Raw genomic sequence first — 23,056 nt, 5'->3', positions numbered from 1 at the left:
TGTGGAGTATGGGATGAAAGTAACGCTGCCGGATTTTAATAAGGCCAATGTACTGGTTGTCGGTGACGTCATGTTAGACCGCTATTGGTATGGCCCTACAAGCCGTATTTCACCAGAAGCCCCAGTGCCAGTGGTCAAAGTAGATACCACAGAAGAGCGCCCCGGTGGTGCGGCAAACGTGGCAATGAATATTGCTTCTCTCGGTGCTAATTCACGTTTAGTGGGTTTAACGGGTATTGATGAAGCTGCCAAAGCATTGAGTAATACATTAAATCAGGTCAATGTACGCTGTGATTTTGTCTCTGTTGCGACACATCCAACCATTACAAAATTACGAGTGCTTTCACGTAATCAACAATTAATTCGTCTTGATTTTGAAGAAGGGTTTAGCAATGTTGATCCTCAGCCTATCTATGAACGTATTCAACAGGCGTTGCCTTCTATTGGCGCACTGATTTTATCAGATTACGCGAAAGGCGCACTTTCTCATGTTCAAGAAATGATCCAACTTGCAAAGAAAGCGGGTGTTCCTGTATTAATCGACCCTAAAGGGTGTGATTTTGAGCGTTATCGTGGAGCAACGTTATTAACGCCGAATATGTCAGAATTTGAACAAGTTGTCGGTGTTTGTAAAACCGATGATGAGCTAGTGGAAAAAGGTACTCAATTAGTTCGAGATTTAGATCTTGATGCTTTACTGATCACACGGTCTGAACGTGGAATGAGCCTTATTCGAGCGAATGAAGCGCCATTACATTTACCAACACAAGCCCAAGAAGTTTATGATGTTACTGGTGCGGGCGATACAGTAATAGGTGTATTAGCAACCTCTTTAGCAGCAGGTAAACCTTTAGGTGAAGCTTGCTTCCTTGCAAATGCAGCAGCGGGTGTTGTGGTGGGTAAACTAGGGACATCGACAGTATCACCTATTGAATTGGAAAATGCCATTCGTGGCCGTGCCGACAACGGTTTTGGTATAATGGAAGAAGAACAATTAAAACAAGCAGTTGAATTAGCACGTCAGCGCGGTGAGCGCATTGTGATGACTAATGGATGTTTTGATATTCTTCACGCAGGTCATGTCAGTTATTTAGCCAATGCACGTAAGTTAGGTGATCGCCTTATTGTTGCTGTAAATAGTGATGCCTCGACTAAGCGTTTAAAAGGTGAGACACGTCCTGTTAACCCATTAGAGCAGCGTATGACAGTGCTCGGAGCCTTAGGTGCAGTAGACTGGGTTGTTGCATTTGAGGAAGATACACCACAGCGCTTAATTGCCTCTGTCTTACCCGATATTTTAGTCAAAGGCGGGGATTATAAACCTGAAGATATCGCGGGTAGTAAAGAAGTTTGGGCAGCAGGCGGTGAAGTTAAAGTGCTGAATTTCGAAGACGGCATTTCGACAACGAACATTATTAATGCGATTAAAAAGAAATAGTGGCATAAATTAACGACTAAAGGCACTCTTTGGAGTGCTTTTTTTATAATAAAGAATCCAACTATTATAAATTTTTAATGATAATTTTATTAATGGTTATTGTTCTCTTTTTAAATGATACTCAACAATATAATCTTGAGTGTTTCTATACATAATTGAATAATTAATATAATCGCCCTGAGTGCTATATGATAATGTGCTGAGTCTTAATATTGGAATATTAGTTTCTATTTTTAATAATTGACAAATGTTGTTATCAGGCATAATAGGGTGAAAGGTCTCATAACTTCCTGATATCTTTATTTGGCAAACATTTTCAATAAAATCAAATTTAGACCCTTCTAAATGAGTTAAGGTTAAATTACGAAAATATTTAACAGGCATGTAACTGTCTTCAACAATAAGCGGTTTATTATCGACGTAACGTATTCGCCTTGAATAAAAAATACGTTCATTTGAATTGATACGTAATTTACTGGCAATAGATAAGGGACAGGGAATAACACGAAATTCTATGACTTCACTTTTTACATTATGACCTGTATTTGCCATTAATTCGACAAAGCCTTTTAGGCTAGCATTTTCATGATGGACATCTTTTTCTTTAATATAAGTCCCAGAGCCATGTTTTCGCTCTAATAATCCTGCGGTCACTAATAAATCTACTGCTTTACGTATTGTCATCCTCGATACGTTGTATTGTTGTGCTAATGATTTTTCTGCTGGTAAAGGGTCACCAATTTGATATTCAGCCGAATTTATTTGAATTCTTAGGCTTTTTGCAATGTCTTTGTAGATCATTTTTATACCTCTTTTTATTCTTAAAATCGGCTCTCCTTATTTAATTTATCTTAATCTAATCTTTTGATATATAGGATAATCATTTATACCTCTAAAATGTGAACGTTATCAAAAAATAAAAAGTGATCTGCTTTTTGACTAAAAATGAGATCACTTTGCCAGAAAGATTAGTATGAATCAGATCACGAATAACTCATTTCAGATGAGAGAATAAAGAGAAAAGAATCTAATCTGAATTTACAGAAAAAAAATGAATTAAATATCACGCCGTTTCAGTAGCAGTAAATAAGAGGATATTTTTATGCTCAGTCAAATACAACGATTTGGTGGAGCCATGTTTACTCCTGTCCTGCTATTTCCATTTGCAGGTATTGTTGTAGGCATTGCCATTTTATTACAGAATCCATTATTTATTAGTGAAGATTTATTAAGACCCGATAGTTTATTTGCCCAAATTGTTCATATTATTGAAGAAGGGGGATGGACTGTTTTTCGTAATATGCCTCTTATTTTTGCAATTGGCTTACCAATCGGTTTAGCTAAAACTGCACAAGCAAGAGCTTGCCTTGCTGTAATGGTGAGTTTTCTCACTTGGAATTATTTTATTAATGCAATGGGAATGGTTTGGGGAATTTATTTTGGTGTGGACTTTACAAATGAGATTGGTGGAAATAGTGGCTTAACAATGATCGCTGGAATTAAAACATTAGATACCAGTATTATTGGAGCAATTATTATTGCGGGTATAGTTACAGGTATTCATAATCGTTATTTTGATAAACAGCTTCCTGTTTTTTTAGGTATATTTCAAGGGACTTCGTATGTTGTGTTAATTAGTTTCTTTGTTATGTTACCGTTAGCATGGATAACATTATTTTTCTGGCCAAAAGTACAAATTGGTATTCAATCGTTGCAAGTATTTATGGTTGAATCTGGCTCTTTAGGTGTTTGGATATATACATTTCTTGAACGTATTTTAATTCCTACTGGCCTACATCACTTTATTTATGGCCCATTTATTTTTGGCCCAGCAGTCACTGAACATGGAATTCAAGTTGATTGGGCTCAAAATATGCAATATTTCAGTCAAAGCACTGAATCTTTAAAAGAGCTATTTCCTGAAGGGGGTTTTGCACTACATGGTAATAGCAAAGTCTTTGGTTCTATTGGTATAGCACTTGCTCTTTATTTTACTGCTGCACCTAAAAATAGAGCCAAAATTGCAGGTTTACTTATCCCCTCTGCATTGACCGCTGTATTTGTGGGAATAACAGAACCTTTAGAGTTCACATTCTTATTTATCTCTCCGTTATTGTTTGCCATTCATGCCGTGTTAGCTGCCACATTAGCGACAACACTTTATCACTTTGGGGTTGTCGGAAATATGGGCGGAGGGATCATCGATAATTTTCTTCCTATGAATTGGATCCCAATGTTTCATAACCATTACGGAATGATTATTACACAAATAGTCATAGGGCTTATTTTCACAATGATTTGGTTTGTGGTGTTTAGAACATTAATTATCAAACTTAATTTAAAAACACCCGGTCGTGAAGAGGATGATGAAGAGATCAAGCTTTATAGCAAACAAGATTATAAAAATAAAAAGTCACAAGCTTCAGATAGTTCAAAAACAGCAAAAGAAGACCACAAACTCGCACTTCCTAAAGGCATTCTTGAAGGCTTAGGTGGAGGTGCAAATATCAAATCTTTAAATAACTGTGCAACACGTTTACGCATTGAAGTAATTGATAATGAAGTAGTTGAAACAGATGCCTATTTTAAAGGGCTCGGTGTACATGGTGTAGTGCGTAAAGGCGATGCATTGCAAATCATTATCGGGCTACACGTTTCTCAAGTAAGAGACAAAATTGAACAACTTATGAAAGAAGATCCACAAAAAATCACCTTGTCGGAGGCTATATAATGAAGAAGTTCTCAGTCGTAATTGCAGGTGGCGGTAGTACATTTACACCCGGTATTATTTTGATGCTACTGGAAAATTTAAAACGTTTTCCATTAAGAGCCATCAAATTTTATGACAATGATGCCGAGAGGCAAGAGACCATTGCTAAAGCTTGTGAAATAATTCTTACTGAAAAAGCACCTGAAATTGAATTTTGCTATACCACAGATCCTAAAACTGCTTTTACGGATGTTGATTTTGTTATGGCTCATATTCGTGTTGGTAAATATCCAATGCGTGAAAAAGATGAAAAAATTCCTTTACGCCACGGTGTATTAGGGCAAGAAACCTGTGGGCCTGGTGGTATTGCTTATGGTATGCGTTCTATTGGTGGTGTATTAGAATTGGTTGAATATATGGAAAAATATTCACCAAATGCATGGATGTTAAATTATTCTAACCCAGCAGCCATTGTTGCCGAAGCTACGCGTCGCTTAAAGCCGAATGCAAAAATCTTAAATATTTGTGATATGCCAATTGGTATTGAGTCACGTATGGCGCAAATTGCAGGATTAAAATCACGTAAGGAGATGCGTGTCCGCTATTACGGCTTAAATCACTTTGGTTGGTGGACGCAAGTTGAAGACTTGCAAGGCAATGATTTACTGCCGATTATTCGTAAACATGTTGCTGAGTATGGTTATATTCCTAAAGTAGAAGGAGAGCCTGTTGAAGCAAGCTGGAACGATACTTTTGGTAAGGCAAAAGATGTTTGGGCGCTAGATCCAGCAACTATGCCAAATACTTACTTGAAGTATTATTTGTTCCCTGATTATGTTGTTGCGCATTCTGATCCTCATCATACGCGCGCTAATGAAGTGATGGAACACAGAGAAAAGAACGTTTTTAGTGCTTGTCGAGCTATTACAGCAGCGGGTAAATCATCAGCTGGCCATCTTGAAATAGATGAGCATGCCTCTTACATTGTCGATCTTGCGACGGCTATCGCGTTTAATACTCAAGAAAGAATGTTGCTGATCGTTCCTAACAACGGATCAATTATTAATTTTGATCCTGAAGCAATGGTTGAGATCCCTTGTATTGTCGGAAGCCATGGACCAGAACCTTTAGTCATGGGCAAAATTCCATTGTTCCAAAAAGGGATGATGAGTCAGCAAGTTGCTGTTGAAAAATTAGTGGTAGAAGCCTGGATTGAAAAATCCTATTTGAAACTGTGGCAAGCCATTACGATGTCTAAAACTGTGCCAAGCGCGACTGTCGCAAAAGCAATTTTAGATGATTTAATTGAAGCAAATAAAGACTATTGGCCAGAATTAAAATAGTGAGTAATTAATTTATAGAGCATATAAAAAATAACCCTGTGTCTGGGTAAGATACAGGGTTTTTGCTTTATTAATAAAGAGAATAACTAATAAAGTAAATGGATTAAGCTTTATTTTCTGTTTCAGTTTCTACTGTAATTTCAACGTCTTCAACTTGGATAACTTCAGCTTGAGGTTTTGCAATCAGACCAGCTTCTAGCTCATTTAAACGGTGTTCTAAGCGTGTTAGTTTTTCACGAGTGCGTAATAAGACTTGAGTCTGTACATCAAACTCTTCGCGATTGACTAAATCCAACTTGTTTAATTGAGATTGCAGAACAGTGCGGATTTTTTTATCAATATCATCACCAAAATCTTTGATGCCTTGTGGCAAAACGTTTTGGATTTGGCGCGCGACTTGTTCAAGTTTTTTCGGGTCCAACATGGGAAGTCCTCACAAATAAAATAGAAAGCTGAGGCTAAGTGTAATATGAGGACTGAGGGAATAAAACCAGATATCAGGATTATTGTTATTTTTTTATTATAAATCGTTAAATAACCGTATGTCATAACGTGATTATGTGATTAAACGAGTATTGTCACGGATTGATGATTGCCACTTATAATTTTAAAGCGTATAGTTTCTTCGTTAATCTCAGGGCGGGGTGAAAGTCCCCACCGGCGGTAGATACTTGAAGATCCAAGTAAAGCCCGCGAGCGCTTTGTGTTGCCATTGTAATGCAAAGGTCAGCAGATCCAGTGTGATTCTGGAGCCGACAGTTAAAGTCTGGATGGGAGAGAATAAAATAGCATCAGTAGGATCATTGTATCCATTCCTGTTGTTTCTGCTTATATTTTTTATTAAGCAGAGATCCACTCCTAAGACTGCCCTGGTTCTGGTAACTTTCATTAATTATTGAGGTTTTTTTTACCATGAATCAGACGCTACTTTCCGAATTCGGTAATCCATTTGAGCGTGTTGAACTTGCTCTTGAAGCCCTTCGTGCTGGTAAAGGCGTGATGGTGCTCGACGACGAGAACCGCGAAAATGAAGGCGATATGGTTTTCGCAGCAGAAACAATGACCACAGAACAAATGGCGATGTCTATTCGTCATGGTAGTGGCATTGTGTGTTTATGCATTACAGAAGAACGCCGTCAGCAACTTGATTTGCCTATGATGGTGGAAAATAACACCAGCCATTTCCATACAGCATTTACAGTAACGATTGAAGCAGCACAAGGTGTAACAACAGGTGTTTCAGCATCTGATCGTTTAACCACAGTACGTGCAGCGGCAGCTGACAATGCAAAACCAAGTGATTTGAATCGTCCTGGTCATGTATTTCCATTACGTGGCCAACCTGGTGGTGTGTTAACTCGTGGTGGGCACACAGAAGCGTCAATTGATTTAGCAACATTAGCCGGTTTTAAACCTGTTGCAGTGTTATGCGAATTAACCAATGACGATGGCACAATGGCAAGAGCACCAGAAGTGATTACTTTTGCTAAAAAGCACAATATGCCTGTGTTAACTATTGAAGACTTAGTGGCTTATCGTCTTCGTGAGGAGAAAAAAGCTGGCTGAAATTAACATGTTATAACCGACACTGAAAACACACACACTTATTCAAGCCGCTTAAGGAAACTTAGGTGGCTTTTTTCATATTTTTTGAATAACTATTTCATACTTCTTTGACTATATTTCAAGTAAGAAGGCGCTATGCTAACGCCATAAGATCACAAGCCATAAGAGGTGATTATGGACACAAAAATGATGCCAGCGCTATTTATTGGACATGGTAGCCCAATGAATGTATTAGAAGACAATACATATACTCGCCTCTGGTCAAAATTAGGGGAAACGCTTCCTCAACCTAAAGCGATTTTAGTGATTTCGGCCCATTGGTATACCGATGGAACTTATGTAACGGCAATGTCTCAACCAAAGACAATTCATGATTTTTATGGTTTCCCAGCAGAATTATATGCAATAGAATACCCAGCGCGAGGTTCAATAGGCTTAGCTGCGCTGATTGAAGATCTTATTGATCCGATTAAATTAAAACTCGATATGGATCAATGGGGATTCGATCATGGTAGTTGGGGGATACTCGAAAAAATGTATCCCAATGCGAATATTCCTGTTGTTCAATTAAGCATTGATGCTAACCAATCAGCGCAATGGCACTATGAATTAGGGCAAAAGCTGGTTGAATTACGTAAAGAAGGTGTTTTAATTATTGGTAGCGGTAATATCGTTCACAATTTAAGAATGATGGACTGGCAAAATAGCGATGCGACACCTTATCCTTGGGCACTTTTATTTAGTGAAACCGTAGAACACAGCCTACAAAGTGATAAAGCGCCAACTGACCTCTTTACGATTTTATCAACGGAAGAAGGGCAATTGTCTCATCCAACTGCAGAGCATTTTTTACCTGCGTTATACCTATTAGGTTTAAAACAAGAAGGTGAAAAAGTAACATTACTGAATAATGATATTGTTAATAAATCGCTCAGTATGATGACATTTCAAATTGGGTAAGATTGTTCAATAAACCCAATTTATAAAATCTAAAGGTCAAATTCACCTTTGTGGAATTTGACCTTTTTTATATTAAATATAATGTATCGACTCATTATATTTCCCTCGTTGTTGATCTTTCCAATTTTCTATATAGATATAATTAATATATTTAACCTTTTGTTTATATTGGATTTATTTTTATTTGGCGAAAATTTTGATAAACTTCATAGCTATTAGATGAATGCTTTTTATATTTCTCTAAATAAGTTAATTATGTTTTTTGAATATCTCCCAGTTTGATGTTGATAATTATCTGCTCTACACTTTTGCACATAAATGATGCACATAAATGGAGCTTATAATGAAAACATTGACGATGAGTAAAAAAGATAAACGAGGAGTTAATGTGTATCTAACTGTAAAATTGGTGGATGAAGCGCGAGAGCTTGGAATTAATTTATCAGCAACACTCGATCAAATGTTATCTGATGCCATTCGTGAAAAAAAACGGGAACAGTGGAAAGCTGAAAATAAAAATGGCATTCAAGCTCTTAATGAATTCGAACAGGAAATGGGGTTATTTACTGATGATGATGAATATAGGGTTATTTAATGTCTTAATACACAATATATCGTAATAAATCCCTTAAATCGAAAGAACAGTACCCTTATTTTATTGATATTCAAAATGAACTACTAAGTGATATTGATTCTCAGGTCATTATGCCGATTACTCAGTTATCACATAAGAACTCTCAAATAGAGATATTGGCACCCGTTATTGAAATAGATAATCAGAAATATGTTGTTATGACGAAATCTATAACAGCCGTAGCAAAGAGTAAGTTAAGAACAGTTGATATTGTGTGTGTTAGACCTGAGATCCATACAGCAATAGTGTCTGCTATGGATATGATCATTTCTGAAATATAGTCTTATATTGAAATCATCAAAATAGAAAGCTATTTTGAATAAAAAAACACCTTACCGCTAACAAGCAATAAGGTGCTTAATATAATTTTAAGATTTCTATCAATCTAAAATAATATGTGGATAGAATCGTGAGAGATCTTGCGTAATAAGCTCTCTATCTTCTCTGATGCATATACCCGCAGATTGATCGTTTACCAGCCAGCTACCAATTAATGTATAGCTATCACCAAATTTTGGTAGTGGGTGGAAATCTTGAACAATAAAGCCTTCTTCGCCGTAAGGGCCATCTGCAACAGCAATATCTTTACCATTTTCAACAATACGAATATTCGCACCTTCGCGTGAAAATAGAGGCTTGATAACATAACGAGATAATGAATCAGGCGCTTTACCCTCATAGAAATAAGCAGGTAGCAGGTTAGGGTGATTAGGGAACATTTCCCACAGCATTGGCAATAATGCTTTATTTGAGATAATGCTCTTCCAAGAAGGTTCTAACCAACGAATACCCGCATCAGCCAGTTTAGTTGAGAAGTCTTCACGGAACATAAATTCCCAAGGGTAAAGCTTAAACATATTGCTGATTATCTGATCTTGCAGATCAGTTAATTCACCACGCTCACCTAAGCCCAGATCTTCAATAAAGACAAAGTCAGTTGTGACGCCGGCTTCTTCAGCACAATCTTGTAAATATTGAACGGTACCGCGATCTTCTTCAGTGTCTTGGCAACAAGACATATGCAGATAACGCATTCCGTATTGATCGCGAAGCTCAGCAAAGCGATCAATTAATTTTTCTTGAATACTATTAAATTGATCGGCATTTTGCGGTAAACGACCTGCATTAACTTGATCTTCAAGCCAGATCCATTGAAAAAAAGCAGATTCATACAGTGAGGTTGGCGTATCTGCATTATTTTCTAACAGTTTTGCCGGACTTTTACCATCATAGGCTAAATCAAGACGTGAATAGAGTGAAGGTTGAGATGATTTCCAAGAATCACGCACAAAATCCCAGCAGTGACGCGGGATTTGAAAGCGTGTTAGCAACTCTTCACTGTTCGCCACTTTATCAGCGACTTGTAAGCACATCTGATGAAGCTCTTCTGTGGTTTCTTCTAGGGTTTCAACTTCATCCATTGAGAATTGATAATAAGCATCTTCAGACCAATAAGGCTCGCCATACATGGTATGAAAGTTAAAGCTAAATTCAGTCGCTTTTTCACGCCAATCCGGGCGTTCAATAATATTTTCGCGTTTCATGGTGTTAATTAACCACCTGAACGGTAAGAAGATGAACCTGTTGAGCTACGATTATTATTCGTTGCACTGGTACGTTGAGCTGCAGCTTGTCTTGATACTGTATTACCAAAGCCACCACGAGTTACCGTTGAGGTTGTTGATGGTTTTGGAGTCATTGCTGTTTTTGGTACGTTCATTTGACGACCACCAACCGCAGGACCATAGTTACGGCCTGTCGCATCCACAAATTTACCATTTGCAGGGCTGGTTGGATTACGCGAACTAAACAATGGTTGTGCTGGTGCGCCACCACCCATTAGGCGACCCATCATATAGCCCGCCATTAATGGCATAAAGAAGCTACCACCGGAGTTAGCTTGAGCCATTTGCGAGCTGTCTGGACTTAAATTATTGGCATTTTCCGTACTAACAGGCTGTCCATCTATAGATGCTGTTTGTGTACATTGTGCATCACCAAATTCAGCTACACAGTCTTCTAATGTTGCGTATTTAGGTGCGGTACGTTGCGCTTCTTGTAATGCAGTGCGATAAGAGTCTTCACACTGTGCTGCTTGTGAAGGGTTCGCTTGAGCACATTCTTGTGCGTTCATATACAGTGAAACTGTCTCGTCGCTCTCTTCACATCCTGAAAGCGCAAATACAGCAGTGATGGCGATTGCAACAGGCGCCAGACGATAAGGACGAAATGCTTTACGAAAAGCATCACGATTAATCGATTTGGTACGTTTCATTGACATATTGGTAAGATCCATAAAAGGTAAAACGTTCAAAATAAAAGCTAGGATAGGTTAAATAGTTTAGAAAATAAATAAGAAACACCTAATCATCAAGGATAACCAGAAATTTGTGATCTTTATAAGGTTAAGAGTAATGAAATTAGGTAAATCCTCTCTTTTCAACCTAATTGTGATTAAGGCATTTGTTAATACAAGAATATAGATATTGTTGAGATCTTAATTTAATCCATAACACAATATCTTATGTGAAGATAAAGCATAAAAAAAACCGCTTATCAGTTTATCGCTGAAAGCGGCTTCTTATAAGAAACTAACTTATTAATTCACCATTAAGGTGCAACGTTAAGTACAGGACTTGTTAGCGGGCGAATAATGTTATCTGGTGAAGTTGAAACTTCTTCACCTAGTGCATTATTAAGCTGAATTAAGTCATTTTCGTTTAATGTACCACGTGCGTATTCAATATTTAATTGGTTGATTAAATAGTCATAACGTGCGTTAGATAATTTCTGTTTGGCATCGTAAAGTGTTGTTGTGGCATTTAACACATCAACAATAGTACGAGTACCCACTTGATAACCGGCTTCAGTTGCATCTAATGAACTTTGTGCAGAAACAACAACTTGTTGATATGCTTTGATGCTACTGATTGATGCAGAAATATTGTTATAAGAAGAACGCGCGATTTGGACAATAGAGCGATAAACCGACTCTAATTGTTCGCTTGCACTAGTAAAGCCATATTGTGCTTGTTCAACTTGTGAGCTTGTTCTGCCACCGGTATATAATGGAATTTTAACAGATAAACCAATACTATTTTGACCACTGTAACTATTACGGCTACTAACATCTGCTGGTGGTAATGCACTACCATGATTATGGCTATTTGATACGCCTGTTGATGCATTTAAATCGACAGTAGGTAAGTGACCTGATTGTGCTAAACGAATATTTTCGCGAGCTAAATCTTGACCTAAACGTGCACTCAATAAACTTAAGTTACGCTCTTCGGCATCTTTTAACAGTTTCTCAATAGAATCTGGTGAGGTTGTTGAAAAACGGCTGATGTTTAGTGATGCCAGATTAATGTAATAGATACCACTGACTTGGCGCAGTTTCTCTAATGCGTTATCTAACTGGTTACGACCAGCTACTTCTTGTGCCAGTACGCTATCATAATTTGCACGCGCATTTTGTACGTCAGTAATTGCAACTAAACCTACATTAAAACGTTGAGTTGTTTGATCTAACTGGCGGTAAACTTGTTCTTTTTGCGCTTCAATAAATGATAATGAATCAATAGCACGTAAAACATCAAAGTAAGCGGTAGCAGTGTCTAAAATCAGCTTTTGCTGACTTGTTTGGTAAGTGACATCACTCATGCCTGCTGTTTTTTCTTGCAGGTTTAACTGGCGCCATAATGACATGTTAAACACACTTTGAGTTAGCGTTAAACTTGCGCCAATAGAATTGGATTCGGTATCTCTTGCGTCACGGTAACCGCTTTTATAATCTGCGGATGCGCCTAATCCTAATTGTGGTAATAATGAACCACGAACTTCATTGATTTTTTCAAAAGCGCTGTTTCGTTCCGCTAATGACTTGCGTAACTCAGGGTTACTGTCCTTTGCTTTTTGATAAACTTGAAGCAGATCCTCAGCCTGACTTGCAGTGCTGAATCCTGCCAAACTCATCGTGACCAAAAGAGAGAGCAGTTTTTTCATTTTAATTCCTTGTTGCAACAGTTTCGCTGAGTTGCCTCTGTTAATCTTGATTGGGGATAATTCTAGCAGATTGTTTCCCTAAGTAGGGGTAGCCATTTGTGCCATATCCTTTTATTTTAGATTAACTTTACATGAATTGTTGGCAAATTTCTTTAAATCTGTATTAAACGTAAGCAATAAAAAGACTCTTAAATGTAACTTAAGGAACATTGTATGAAGAAAAGGGAAAGTATACCATTTTTATACGGTCGTGAAGACGTGAAATTGCTCAATCAAAGAGATTTATATAAAGGCTTTTTCCGTATGACCGAGTACCGCTTTAAACATCGCCTTTTTGAAGGCGGATGGAGTGAAGAAGTCAAACGTGAAGTATTTGAGCGAGGCAATGCGGGTGTTTTGTTAGCTTATGATCCTAAACGTGATGAAGTCGTATTAATTGAGCAAATTCGTATTCCCGCGTATGAAACTAGTGAAACACCTTGGTTACTAGAAGTGATTGCCGGCATGGTTGAACAAGGCGAAAGCCCAGAAGACGTTGTTAGACGTGAAGCCCAAGAAGAAGCGGGCGTTATTGTTGGGCGATGTGAGCCAATTATTAGTTACCTTTCTAGTCCTGGTGGCACCAGTGAAAGAATGCATGTCTATGTTGGCGAAGTTGATGCAACAACGGCAAAAGGTATTCATGGGTTAGCGTGTGAGAACGAAGATATTCGTGTTCATGTAGTGAGCCGAGAACAAGCCTATCGTTGGGTTGAAGAAGGCATTATTGATAATGCAGCCTCTGTTATTGCTCTGCAATGGTTACAACTTCATCATATTGCACTAAGAGAGCGTTGGTTAGTAATTTAATACATGAATAAACGGTTAAAGGGTGTTTTTAACGATATTATCAAGTAGAGTAACTATCTCTAAGTGTACGATATCAAATGAATTAAATTGTAAAATGAAGTGAAAAAAACGTGACTGAAAGCGAGAATATTTCTCACTAATCTTTTGAAATGTGTATTGGTTGGCAGATCTTTACTACGAAAATACGTTAACATAACGGCTAATGAGAGTGAAACAAGGAAACCTTTTGGAAAGCCAGCTTGAATTATCGGTGAAACACAAAAACACCGTAAGAATATTACAAATCACAGACACCCACCTCTTCGCTAATGTGGAGGATACTCTGCTGGGTATTAATACCTATCGTAGCTACCATGCGGTATTAAATGCGATTAGAGAGCAGGGGCTTGAGGTGGACTTGATTGTTGCGACAGGTGACTTAGTTCAAGATCAAACCTTTGAAGCTTATCAGCATTTCGCTGATGGCATTGCAACGCTAACACCCCCTTGTGTTTGGTTGCCGGGTAATCATGACTATCAACCTGCGATGATTGATGCTTTAAATCAGGCGGGTATTTTGTCGGCAAAACAAGTGTTGATTGGTGATAGTTGGCAAATGTTGTTATTAGATAGCCAAATTCAAGGTGTTCCTCATGGTGAGTTATCAGATTGTCAGCTAGATTGGCTAACACGTTGTCTTGAAAGTCAAAAACATAGAGATACGATCATTTTGTTACATCATCATCCTATGCCTTCAGGATGCACATGGTTAGATCAACATAGTTTAAGAAATTCTCAAGAATTAGCTGAACGCTTAAAAGGCCATACTCAGGTAAAAATGATGCTTTGTGGTCATATTCATCAAGAAATGGATGAAATGTGGAATTGCATTCGTATGTTGGCAACGCCTTCGACTTGTATTCAGTTTCGCCCTCATTGCACGAATTTTACCTTAGATACGGTTTCTCCAGGTTGGCGCTATTTAGAAATGTCTCTTTCATCGGATGAAAAAGGTAAAGTTGAAACACAGGTATATCGTTTATCAGGCACTGAATTCTGTCCTGATCTTGATGCGGATGGCTATTAATCGATGTCTCGTATTCTCTATTTACATGGTTTTAATAGCTCACCCAAATCAGCAAAAGCCCAAGCTTTTCGCCAATGGTTAGAAGCAACGCATCCTGAAATTGAATTAATAGTGCCTCAATTGCCACCTTACCCAAAAGAAGCAGCTCAGCTAATTGAAACATTAGTGAAAGAAAATGCACAGGATAAGTTAGGGTTGATCGGTTCATCATTAGGTGGTTATTTATCGATCTGGTTATCTCAGCGTTTTAATTTATCTGCTGTTGTTGTTAATCCCGCTATTCGTCCTTTTGATCTTTTGCAGAATTTCTTGGGAGAAAACGAAAATCCCTATACACATCAAAAATATAGATTAGAACCTCACCATATGGATGAGTTACTTGCCTTGCGTATTCCTGTAATTACATCACCCGAACTTATTTGGTTGCTTCAACAAACTGGAGATGAAATACTTGATTATCGTCAAGCTGTCTCATATCTTGGCGCGTGTAGGCAAACCGTAGAATCGGATGGAAATCACGCATTTGTGGGTTTTGAACGTTTTTTTCCAAAAATTATTCAATTTTTAAAGATAATTTAGCCTTTCGGTTAATTAACCTGTAAAACGTAGGTTGATGCATCTACCCGAAAATTAATATCATATTGCCGCAAACACCTGTTATTATAAACAGCATTTTCTAACAGCGAACCGCAGATTAAAACAATGACTCAATCAAGTTATAACGCAAAGGATATTGAGGTTCTTAATGGTCTAGAACCAGTACGTCGTCGTCCTGGCATGTACACTGATACGACTAGACCGAACCATTTGGCACAGGAAGTGATAGATAATAGCGTGGACGAGGCGCTTGCGGGACACGCATCGAAGGTCGATGTCATTTTATATGAAGACCAATCTATCGAAGTTATCGACAATGGGCGAGGAATGCCTGTCGATATTCATCCTGAACTTAAAGTCTCTGCTATCGAGTTAATTCTTGCTCACCTTCATGCCGGAGGAAAATTCTCTAATAAAAACTATCAATTTTCCGGTGGGTTACATGGTGTAGGGATCTCGGTTGTTAACGCACTTTCTAAGCGTATTGAAGTGACAGTTCGTCGTGATGGTAAGATTTATCAAATTGCCTTTGAAAATGGTGATAAAGTCGAAGAGTTGCACGAAATTGGAACTTGTGCAAAGCGAGATACTGGAACAAGTGTGCATTTTTGGCCTGATGGCTCTTATTTTGATGTTCCTCGCTTTTCCTCCAAAAGCTTATCTCACGTATTAAAAGCCAAAGCTGTATTGTGTCCCGGTGTTAATGTCTCTTTTGTTGATAAAGTGAATAAAACACAAGAAAACTGGTGCTACGCTGATGGTTTAACCGATTATTTAAGTGAAGCTGTTGCTGAATTTATTCGCCTTCCTGAAGAGCCTTTCACTGGAAAATTTGAAGGGGATAATGAGGCCGTTGAATGGTCTATGTTATGGCTACCCGAAGGTGGCGATTTACTCACTGAAAGTTATGTTAACTTAATCCCGACTGTTCAGGGGGGGACACACGTTAATGGTTTACGCCAGGGGGTGTTAGATGCAATGCGTGAATTTTGTGAATTCCGTAATTTACTCCCACGAGGCATTAAATTAACTGCTGACGATACATGGGAGCGTTGCGCTTATGTATTATCAGTCAAAATGCAAGATCCTCAATTTGCAGGGCAAACCAAAGAGCGACTCTCTTCAAGACAAACCAGTGCGTTTGTTGCAAGTGCTGTAAAAAATGCCTTTAGCTTATGGTTAAATCAGAATGTTCAAGTTGGTGAATTACTCGCTGAGATGGCTATTAGTAGTGCTCAGCGTCGTATGCGAGCCGCAAAAAAAGTAGTGAGAAAAAAACTCACTTCTGGGCCTGCACTACCTGGAAAATTGGCTGATTGTACTTCTCAAGATTTACGATATACCGAACTGTTTTTAGTTGAAGGGGACTCTGCGGGAGGCTCGGCGAAACAAGCGCGTGATCGTGAATATCAAGCGATTATGCCACTGCGCGGTAAAATTCTAAATACATGGGAAGTCTCTTCTGATGAAGTGCTTGCTTCACAAGAGGTACATGATATCTCTGTGGCAATTGGAATGGACCCTGATAGTGATGATTTAAGCCAATTACGTTACGGTAAAGTTTGTATTCTTGCGGATGCGGACTCTGATGGCTTACATATTGCAACTTTATTATGCGCGTTATTTGTGCGTCATTTCCCTGCTCTTGTTAAGCAAGGGCACGTTTATATGGCAATGCCACCGCTTTACCGTATTGATTTAGGTAAAGAAGTCCATTATGCCCTTGATGAATCAGAAAAAAATGCCATTTTACAACGTTTAAGTCGTAAAAAAGGAAAGCCTAACGTACAGCGCTTTAAAGGGTTGGGGGAGATGAACCCGCTTCAATTGCGTGAGACCACGCTTGATCCTAATACGCGCCGTTTAGTGCAATTGGTAATTGATGAAGAAAATTATCAAGAAACTCTAGGCATGATGGATATGTTGTTAGCGAAAAAACGCTCTGAAGATCGCCGAAATTGGTTACAAGAAAAAGGCGATGAAGTTGACATCGAAGTGTAATGGATACCACAAGAGTCTGAGGAAAATATCGAATGAGTGAATTGACTCATGATGGTGTAGAGCGTCAACCGCTCCACTTATTTACAGAGAATGCCTATCTCAACTATTCCATGTACGTCATTATGGATCGTGCATTACCTTTTATTGGAGATGGGCTAAAACCTGTGCAACGTCGTATTGTTTATGCGATGTCAGAGCTAGGCTTAAGCAATAGCGCCAAATTTAAAAAATCAGCTCGTACTGTTGGTGACGTGTTAGGTAAATATCACCCTCATGGTGATATTGCATGTTATGAAGCAATGGTACTAATGGCTCAGCCTTTCTCTTATCGTTATCCGTTAATTGACGGACAAGGTAACTGGGGGGCACCGGATGATCCGAAATCTTTCGCTGCAATGCGTTATACCGAATCACGCCTTTCAAAATATTCACAAACTTTATTGAGTGAATTAGGGCATGGTACGGTAGATTGGATCCCTAATTTTGACGGCACAATGCAAGAGCCGAAAATGTTGCCTGCACGCTTACCTAATATCGTGCTTAATGGCACAACAGGTATTGCTGTTGGGATGGCAACGGATATTCCACCGCATAATGCACGTGAAATTGGACAAGCTTTAGTGATGCTTTTAGATAATCCTGATGCGGGATTATCTGACGTAATGCAATATGTTCAAGGTCCTGATTATCCGACTGAAGCTGAAATTATTACGGCTCAAGACGATATTAAAAAAATCTATAAAACGGGTCGCGGTTCGGTCAGAATGCGAGCTGTTTGGCATAAAGAAGAGGGATGCGCGGTTATCACAGCGTTACCTCATCAAGTTTCTGGCGCCAAGGTACTTGAGCAAATTGCAGCCTTGATGCGAGCCAAAAAACTGCCTTTAGTTGAAGATTTGCGTGATGAATCTGATCACGAAAATCCAACTAGACTTGTGATTGTTCCTCGTAGTAATCGTGTTGATTTAGAGCAAGTGATGTACTACTTGTTTGTGAATACTGATTTAGAGAAAAGTTATCGCGTTAACCTGAATATGATTGGGTTAGATAACCGCCCAGCAGTAAAAGGATTACTGACGATTTTAAATGAATGGCTGGTGTATCGTCGCCAAACAGTCACAAATCGTCTAAATCATCGCTTAGAAAAAGTGTTACGTCGCTTAGAAATTCTCAAAGGTTTATTAATTGCTTATCTTAATATTGATGAAGTGATTGAGATTATTCGTCATGAAGATGAGCCAAAAGCAGAATTAATGCGTCGCTTTGAGTTATCTGATATTCAAGCTGAAGCTATTTTAGAGTTACGTTTACGTCATTTAGCCAAACTTGAAGAGATAAAACTAAAAGGTGAAAGTGACGAGCTTGAAAAAGAACGTGACAGTATTGAGAAATTATTAAGTTCACCACGTCGTTTAAATACGTTATTGAAAAAAGAGATTGAAGCAGACGCGAAAGAATTTGGTGATGACAGGCGTTCTCCTATTCGCCCTCAAGAAGAAGCGAAAGTGGTTAATGAACAAGATATGTTGCCATCAGAGCCTGTGACTATTGTGCTGTCTGAAATGGGCTGGGTACGTAATGCAAAAGGACATGATATTGATCCTAGCGGTATGAGTTATCGTGCTGGGGATAGTTATCACAGTGCGGTCCGTGGGATGAGCAATCAGCCTGTTCTGTTCCTTGATTCTACAGGCCGAAGCTACACTCTAAGTCCGAATGATATGCCTTCTGGGCGAAGCCAGGGTGAACCATTAACAGGAAAATTAACTTTCCCACCTGAGGCTAGTGTGAAATACATGTTAGCTGGCAGTACAGGGCAAGAATATTTGCTGGCAACAAAAGAAGGTTATGGTTCTGTCCTCTCTTACGATGAGATGGAAACAAAAAATAAAACGGGTAAAGGGTTACTGACAGTTTCAGAAGGAACCGAGTTACTTGAGCCTTTCTTAGTTGATCCACAGAAAAAGAATGATCAATATTGGTTTATTATCATCACGGATAAAACACGTATTTTAGCCATTTCAGCAGAACAACTGAATGAAATGAATAAAAAAGGGCGTGGAACGCGCTTAGTTGCGTTAGGCAAAGAGCAAGGTGATGTAATTGAACAAATGCTATTCGCACCTAAAAATGAAGCATTAATCTTTACTGTAGATGGTCAACATGAAGTACTGAAAGCCGAAGAGATTAGCTATTTTAGTGGCAATGCAGGTGATGAACCTATTCCATTAAAACATCTACATCCTGAAGCTGTTACGGTCATTATGTCCGAAAAAGGACTCATTCGTTGCCAGAAAGGCCATAATATAGATGCTCAATCTGTTGGCTTTAAAGCAGGTGATGATTATTTCGCTGCTATTGAAGGAATGAGCAATCAGCCTGTACACTTAATAGATACCACAGGTCAAAGCTATACTGTTGATGTTGATGCCTTGCCTTCAGGCCGTAGTAAAGGCGACGCGCTGACTGAACGATTAAAAATTCAGAAAGGTGCGCAGTTACGCCATATTGTTATGGGCGAAAGCACCGATAAGATCTTAATGGCATCTGATGCTGGTTATGGTTTTATCTGCCAAGTCGATGATTTAACTTCTAAAAATAAAGCAGGAAAATCATTACTAACATTACCTGAAAATGCATTACCTTTACCGCCGCAACGTTTGAATAATGAGCTGACTGATCTCATCATGATCATTACTAAAGGCGGTAGAATGCTGATCTTTGAAGCAGCAGAATTGCCAACGATGGTAAAAGGAAAAGGAAACCAGATGGTTTCTATTCCTGCTTCACAAGCTGCAAGTGGTGAGGATAATGTCGCTTGGTTACGTGTACTACCAGAAAATGCTTCAGTAACACTGCATTTTGGCAAGCGTAAACTGACAATGTCGATGAATGAGTTAGTTAGCTTTAAAGCAAAACGTGGACGCCGAGGAACCTCATTACCTCGCGGTGCTCAAGTTATCGATCATATTGATATTGAAACAAATTAAATTTAATACTTAATTGATATTTAGTGGGTCTATTGACCCACTTCTATTTAGGACGCTAAAACTTATGTTAGCCATTATTCGAGGCATTATTGTCATTCTTTACACCATTATTGTGGTGACGTTTGGAATAATTTATTGCATGTTTTCACCAAGAAATCCCAAACATGTAATGACTTATGGACGAGCATTTGGCAAGTTATCTCGTATTTTTGGGATTAAGCTTGTTGAACGTTTTCCAAAAGATGCAAAAAGCTATGGCCCAAGTATTTATATTGGAAACCATCAAAATAATTTTGATATGGTAACAATGTCGAATGCAGTACAACCTAATACAGTGACTGTGGGCAAAAAAAGCTTAATTTTTATTCCTTTTTTTGGCCAATTATATTGGATCACGGGTAATATTTTGATTGATAGAGCGAATCGCTCTAAAGCTCATGGCACAATTTCACAAGTTGCCGATCAAATTAAATCGAAGAAAATTTCAGTGTGGATGTTTCCTGAAGGAACGCGTAGTCGTGGACGTGGGCTATTACCATTTAAAACAGGGGCGTTTCATGCTGCAATTCAAGCTGGTGTACCTATTATTCCGGTTTGTGTGTCGACAACCCAAGGTAAAATTAAACTCAATCGCTGGAATAATGGCTACGTGATTGTTGAAATGTTGCCTCCGATTGATGTTTCAAAATACACCAAAGATCAAGTTCGGGAATTAGCTGAAGATTGTCGCCAAATTATGAAAGCGAAAATTGAAGAGTTAGATAAAGAAGTTGAAGAGATGAATAATCGTGATTTTCCCGGTAAATTAAATTAATACTTATTTAATTCCTTTGATTGTGCAGATAGCAGATATAAGCCTGATTTTCAGGCTTATATCATTTTTAATTTATGAAAACATACTAGATTATCAACTATTTTTAGGATTTATGTCACATCCGCGCTATTATGCTCCCGTAATTTCATTTAAGTCCTTTTGTCTTTAAATCACAGCAGCTTTTTTCCTGTCCAATATTTTTGATTATGCGGTAGGAATATTTGTATTTTGTTGCGGAGAAAGTATGTCATTTAGTCGTCGCCAGTTTATTCAGGCTTCAGGCTTAGCGGTATGTCTGGGCTCAATATCTTCTTCTGTTCGTGCTGAATCAGTCAATGATAAACAATTACCAATACCGCCATTGCTCGAATCTCGCCATGGTCAGCCTCTCTTTTTGACGTTGCAAAACGTGCATTGGGCGTTTAATGGTGCGCAAAAAGCGCAGGTTTGGGGCATTAATGGCTCAACTCCAGGACCAACAATTAAAGTTAGAAGTGGCGATGATATAAAACTTATTTATAGTAACCGTCTTAGTGAAGCTGTATCCATGACGGTAAGTGGTCTATTAGTTCCGGGCACACAAGTCGGGGGTGCCGCCAGATTAATGTCGCCAGGCGCTTATTGGTCGCCAGTATTACCCATTCGCCAAAAAGCGGCAACGTGTTGGTATCACGCTAATACTCCTTTTAAAATGGCGTCTCATGTTTATAACGGGCTGGTGGGAATGTGGATTGTGGAAGATGAAGAGAGCCGATCTCTACCTTTACCCAAAGAGTATGGTGTAAATGATTTTCCGCTAATAATTCAAGATAAACGAATTGATAATTTTGGTACACCGCAATACGACAAAGAAGCTGCAAGTGACGGTTTTTATGGTGATACGTTACTCGTAAATGGGCGTGAAGATCCTTATATCGAAGTTTCTAGAGGTTGGATCCGTTTACGTTTAGTTAATGCATCTAATGCTCGCCGTTATGAATTAACTGCAAATGATGGTCGATCGCTTTACCTTATCGCCTCAGATCAAGGTTTATTAACTTCTCCCGTTGAATTGAAATCAGTGCCAATGGCACCAGGCGAAAGACGTGAAATACTCGTTGATATGTCTGAAGGGGGAGATGTCATCATTACAGCGGGGCAAAGTGCCGGATTTATGGACAGACTTCGTGGTATTTTTGAGCCTTCTGACTTATTACGTAATGCCAATATATTGACGATTAAACCGACAGGATTAATGTCATTAGTTACTGATAAAGCGCCTCAACAATTAGCACTAGATGACACACAAATTACGACCTCGATTCAGCCTAGAACCATTCAACTTCATAACAGTCCCCCAGGTATCAATAATGCTCGTTGGGAGCTTTCAAGAATTGATTTGGTGGGTAAACAAAATGGCTGGGAACGTTGGCTTGTCACTGTACCAACACCTCAATCATTCCATATTGAAGGTGCTCGCTTTAAAGTAATTAATCATAATGGGCAAAAACCTTCACCTGCGGATTTTGGTTGGAAAGATACGGTTTGGATCGAAAGCCAGAGTGAGTTACTAGTAGAGTTAAAGCAGCCTTCTTATACTCACTTTCCTTTCCTGTATTACAGCCAGTTACTAGAAAATGCGGATAAAGGAATGGTAGGACAAATGGAAATCATGCCTGCAGAATAATAGTTTAGCAATAACACTAAATTAAATTAAAAGAAAAACAGTATTTTTAAAACAAAAATACTGTTTTTTTTATATCTAAATAATGCAGATTATATTTTTTCGACTAAAGTTAAATAGAGAATAATATTCTTATGTTTAATTTGTTAATTAATTTAGTGTGATTGTTTTTTTATCTACATTCTCTTTATTAAATTGATTTAAATATTGATATTAATGGAATCAATGTTGATTAAAGTTAGTTTTAACTTTTTGTAATATAATGTGTTGCGATCTAAATGTGTTTAATCTATCTGTTAATTTGTGATTGCCTAGTCAATCTATCTATTTTTATGGCATGAAATCATATTTTTGAGATACTCTTCAAGTAATTATTTCTCTAGAAACAAGAGAATCTTTGCGTCTTTTATTTTTGATCCT

At 38.3% G+C, this 23,056-nt stretch carries 19 protein-coding genes, 1 pseudogene and 1 riboswitch; of the genes and pseudogenes, 15 read left to right on the top strand and 5 right to left on the bottom strand.

What is annotated here, in order from left to right:
* Nucleotides 1–13 precede the first annotated feature (13 nt).
* Nucleotides 14–1,438: a bifunctional D-glycero-beta-D-manno-heptose-7-phosphate kinase/D-glycero-beta-D-manno-heptose 1-phosphate adenylyltransferase HldE gene (gene hldE, locus ABN256_RS14750; RefSeq protein ID WP_196554741.1), complete on the top strand. Its 1,425-nt coding sequence runs from the start codon at nucleotides 14–16 to the stop codon at nucleotides 1,436–1,438.
* Between the two features lie 96 nt (nucleotides 1,439–1,534).
* Here the strand turns inward: hldE and ABN256_RS14745 are convergent, their stop codons facing one another.
* Nucleotides 1,535–2,239 carry a GntR family transcriptional regulator gene (locus ABN256_RS14745; RefSeq protein WP_196554740.1) on the bottom strand — a complete coding sequence of 235 codons (705 nt, stop codon included), beginning with the start codon at nucleotides 2,237–2,239 and terminating at the stop codon, nucleotides 1,535–1,537.
* Nucleotides 2,240–2,540: 301 nt separating this feature from the next.
* Between ABN256_RS14745 and ABN256_RS14740 the strand changes: the two genes are divergently transcribed.
* Together ABN256_RS14740 and ABN256_RS14735 are read left to right on the top strand one after the other, a co-directional pair.
* Nucleotides 2,541–4,169, top strand: coding sequence for an alpha-glucoside-specific PTS transporter subunit IIBC (locus tag ABN256_RS14740; protein WP_196554739.1), 1,629 nt, complete (start codon nucleotides 2,541–2,543; stop codon nucleotides 4,167–4,169).
* On the top strand, nucleotides 4,169–5,491 hold the full coding sequence (locus ABN256_RS14735) for a 6-phospho-alpha-glucosidase (protein WP_196554738.1): 1,323 nt from the start codon (nucleotides 4,169–4,171) through the stop codon (nucleotides 5,489–5,491). Before ABN256_RS14740 ends, ABN256_RS14735 begins: the two co-directional genes overlap by 1 nt.
* A 103-nt stretch (nucleotides 5,492–5,594) precedes the next feature.
* Here ABN256_RS14735 and ubiK read toward each other — a convergent pair whose 3' ends face one another.
* The gene (ubiK, locus tag ABN256_RS14730; protein WP_072070064.1) at nucleotides 5,595–5,915 is read right to left on the bottom strand and encodes a ubiquinone biosynthesis accessory factor UbiK; all 321 of its coding nucleotides are present in this window, start codon (nucleotides 5,913–5,915) and stop codon (nucleotides 5,595–5,597) included.
* A 202-nt stretch (nucleotides 5,916–6,117) separates the two neighbouring features.
* A riboswitch (FMN riboswitch) is annotated at nucleotides 6,118–6,277 on the top strand.
* Between the two features lie 126 nt (nucleotides 6,278–6,403).
* Here ubiK and ribB point away from each other — a divergent pair.
* The 4 genes from ribB to ABN256_RS19255 all read left to right on the top strand — a co-directional run bounded on the left by ribB (nucleotide 6,404) and on the right by ABN256_RS19255 (nucleotide 8,932).
* Nucleotides 6,404–7,057 carry a 3,4-dihydroxy-2-butanone-4-phosphate synthase gene (gene ribB / locus ABN256_RS14725; protein WP_072070063.1) on the top strand — a complete coding sequence of 218 codons (654 nt, stop codon included), beginning with the start codon at nucleotides 6,404–6,406 and terminating at the stop codon, nucleotides 7,055–7,057.
* Between the two features lie 174 nt (nucleotides 7,058–7,231).
* The gene (ygiD, locus tag ABN256_RS14720) at nucleotides 7,232–8,017 is read left to right on the top strand and encodes a 4,5-DOPA-extradiol-dioxygenase (protein WP_196554736.1); all 786 of its coding nucleotides are present in this window, start codon (nucleotides 7,232–7,234) and stop codon (nucleotides 8,015–8,017) included.
* A gap of 343 nt (nucleotides 8,018–8,360) precedes the next feature.
* Entirely contained in the window at nucleotides 8,361–8,612 is a 252-nt protein-coding gene (locus tag ABN256_RS14715) for a type II toxin-antitoxin system CcdA family antitoxin (protein WP_196554735.1), read from the top strand.
* 14 nt (nucleotides 8,613–8,626) lie between these two features.
* Nucleotides 8,627–8,932 (top strand): CcdB family protein, encoded by a 306-nt coding sequence (locus ABN256_RS19255; RefSeq protein ID WP_196554759.1) that lies wholly within the window; start codon nucleotides 8,627–8,629, stop codon nucleotides 8,930–8,932.
* A gap of 99 nt (nucleotides 8,933–9,031) precedes the next feature.
* On the opposite strand, the gene ABN256_RS14710 is transcribed toward ABN256_RS19255, so the two are convergent.
* From ABN256_RS14710 to tolC, 3 genes are all read right to left on the bottom strand, one after another.
* On the bottom strand, nucleotides 9,032–10,195 hold the full coding sequence (locus ABN256_RS14710) for a glutathionylspermidine synthase family protein (RefSeq protein WP_349439643.1): 1,164 nt from the start codon (nucleotides 10,193–10,195) through the stop codon (nucleotides 9,032–9,034).
* Nucleotides 10,196–10,203: 8 nt separating this feature from the next.
* Nucleotides 10,204–10,932: a DUF1190 family protein gene (locus ABN256_RS14705; RefSeq protein ID WP_196554734.1), complete on the bottom strand. Its 729-nt coding sequence runs from the start codon at nucleotides 10,930–10,932 to the stop codon at nucleotides 10,204–10,206.
* Between the two features lie 329 nt (nucleotides 10,933–11,261).
* Nucleotides 11,262–12,656: an outer membrane channel protein TolC gene (gene tolC / locus ABN256_RS14700; RefSeq protein ID WP_196554733.1), complete on the bottom strand. Its 1,395-nt coding sequence runs from the start codon at nucleotides 12,654–12,656 to the stop codon at nucleotides 11,262–11,264.
* A 213-nt stretch (nucleotides 12,657–12,869) separates the two neighbouring features.
* On the opposite strand from tolC, the gene nudF reads away from it, so the two are divergent.
* The 8 genes and pseudogenes from nudF to ftsP all read left to right on the top strand — a co-directional run bounded on the left by nudF (nucleotide 12,870) and on the right by ftsP (nucleotide 22,639).
* Nucleotides 12,870–13,505 (top strand): ADP-ribose diphosphatase, encoded by a 636-nt coding sequence (nudF, locus tag ABN256_RS14695; protein WP_196554732.1) that lies wholly within the window; start codon nucleotides 12,870–12,872, stop codon nucleotides 13,503–13,505.
* A 226-nt stretch (nucleotides 13,506–13,731) separates the two neighbouring features.
* On the top strand, nucleotides 13,732–14,571 hold the full coding sequence (gene cpdA, locus ABN256_RS14690; RefSeq protein ID WP_349439642.1) for a 3',5'-cyclic-AMP phosphodiesterase: 840 nt from the start codon (nucleotides 13,732–13,734) through the stop codon (nucleotides 14,569–14,571).
* Nucleotides 14,572–14,574: 3 nt separating this feature from the next.
* Nucleotides 14,575–15,150 (top strand): esterase YqiA, encoded by a 576-nt coding sequence (yqiA, locus tag ABN256_RS14685; RefSeq protein ID WP_196554731.1) that lies wholly within the window; start codon nucleotides 14,575–14,577, stop codon nucleotides 15,148–15,150.
* Nucleotides 15,151–15,273: 123 nt separating this feature from the next.
* Nucleotides 15,274–17,169: a DNA topoisomerase IV subunit B gene (gene parE, locus ABN256_RS14680; RefSeq protein WP_196554730.1), complete on the top strand. Its 1,896-nt coding sequence runs from the start codon at nucleotides 15,274–15,276 to the stop codon at nucleotides 17,167–17,169.
* A 32-nt stretch (nucleotides 17,170–17,201) separates the two neighbouring features.
* A pseudogene (gene parC / locus ABN256_RS14675) lies at nucleotides 17,202–19,328 on the top strand (DNA topoisomerase IV subunit A); the annotation flags it as partial.
* Nucleotides 19,329–19,433: 105 nt separating this feature from the next.
* Nucleotides 19,434–20,159 carry a DNA gyrase C-terminal beta-propeller domain-containing protein gene (locus ABN256_RS19250; RefSeq protein ID WP_431311724.1) on the top strand — a complete coding sequence of 242 codons (726 nt, stop codon included), beginning with the start codon at nucleotides 19,434–19,436 and terminating at the stop codon, nucleotides 20,157–20,159.
* Nucleotides 20,160–20,223: 64 nt separating this feature from the next.
* The gene (locus ABN256_RS14670; RefSeq protein WP_072070052.1) at nucleotides 20,224–20,973 is read left to right on the top strand and encodes a 1-acylglycerol-3-phosphate O-acyltransferase; all 750 of its coding nucleotides are present in this window, start codon (nucleotides 20,224–20,226) and stop codon (nucleotides 20,971–20,973) included.
* A gap of 244 nt (nucleotides 20,974–21,217) precedes the next feature.
* Entirely contained in the window at nucleotides 21,218–22,639 is a 1,422-nt protein-coding gene (gene ftsP / locus ABN256_RS14665; protein WP_115350153.1) for a cell division protein FtsP, read from the top strand.
* Nucleotides 22,640–23,056: the final 417 nt, after the last annotated feature.

Origin of the sequence: Proteus sp. fly-1008 (assembly GCF_040140305.1) — a bacterium.
Lineage (GTDB): Bacteria > Pseudomonadota > Gammaproteobacteria > Enterobacterales > Enterobacteriaceae > Proteus > Proteus vulgaris_B.
Note: the sequence above shows the minus strand (reverse complement) of the source record. Positions and strands in the feature narration are given on the sequence as shown.

What these genes read in the sequence shown, in the direction of transcription:
- hldE (WP_196554741.1), top strand. Translation starts at nt 14, where the DNA reads ATGAAAGTAACGCTGCCGGATTTTAATAAGGCCAATGTACTGGTTGTC.
- ABN256_RS14745 (WP_196554740.1), bottom strand. Translation starts at nt 2,239, where the DNA reads ATGATCTACAAAGACATTGCAAAAAGCCTAAGAATTCAAATAAATTCG.
- ABN256_RS14740 (WP_196554739.1), top strand. Translation starts at nt 2,541, where the DNA reads ATGCTCAGTCAAATACAACGATTTGGTGGAGCCATGTTTACTCCTGTC.
- ABN256_RS14735 (WP_196554738.1), top strand. Translation starts at nt 4,169, where the DNA reads ATGAAGAAGTTCTCAGTCGTAATTGCAGGTGGCGGTAGTACATTTACA.
- ubiK (WP_072070064.1), bottom strand. Translation starts at nt 5,915, where the DNA reads ATGTTGGACCCGAAAAAACTTGAACAAGTCGCGCGCCAAATCCAAAAC.
- ribB (WP_072070063.1), top strand. Translation starts at nt 6,404, where the DNA reads ATGAATCAGACGCTACTTTCCGAATTCGGTAATCCATTTGAGCGTGTT.
- ygiD (WP_196554736.1), top strand. Translation starts at nt 7,232, where the DNA reads ATGGACACAAAAATGATGCCAGCGCTATTTATTGGACATGGTAGCCCA.
- ABN256_RS14715 (WP_196554735.1), top strand. Translation starts at nt 8,361, where the DNA reads ATGAAAACATTGACGATGAGTAAAAAAGATAAACGAGGAGTTAATGTG.
- ABN256_RS14710 (WP_349439643.1), bottom strand. Translation starts at nt 10,195, where the DNA reads ATGAAACGCGAAAATATTATTGAACGCCCGGATTGGCGTGAAAAAGCG.
- ABN256_RS14705 (WP_196554734.1), bottom strand. Translation starts at nt 10,932, where the DNA reads ATGTCAATGAAACGTACCAAATCGATTAATCGTGATGCTTTTCGTAAA.
- tolC (WP_196554733.1), bottom strand. Translation starts at nt 12,656, where the DNA reads ATGAAAAAACTGCTCTCTCTTTTGGTCACGATGAGTTTGGCAGGATTC.
- nudF (WP_196554732.1), top strand. Translation starts at nt 12,870, where the DNA reads ATGAAGAAAAGGGAAAGTATACCATTTTTATACGGTCGTGAAGACGTG.
- yqiA (WP_196554731.1), top strand. Translation starts at nt 14,575, where the DNA reads ATGTCTCGTATTCTCTATTTACATGGTTTTAATAGCTCACCCAAATCA.
- parE (WP_196554730.1), top strand. Translation starts at nt 15,274, where the DNA reads ATGACTCAATCAAGTTATAACGCAAAGGATATTGAGGTTCTTAATGGT.
- ABN256_RS19250 (WP_431311724.1), top strand. Translation starts at nt 19,434, where the DNA reads ATGTCCGAAAAAGGACTCATTCGTTGCCAGAAAGGCCATAATATAGAT.
- ABN256_RS14670 (WP_072070052.1), top strand. Translation starts at nt 20,224, where the DNA reads ATGTTAGCCATTATTCGAGGCATTATTGTCATTCTTTACACCATTATT.
- ftsP (WP_115350153.1), top strand. Translation starts at nt 21,218, where the DNA reads ATGTCATTTAGTCGTCGCCAGTTTATTCAGGCTTCAGGCTTAGCGGTA.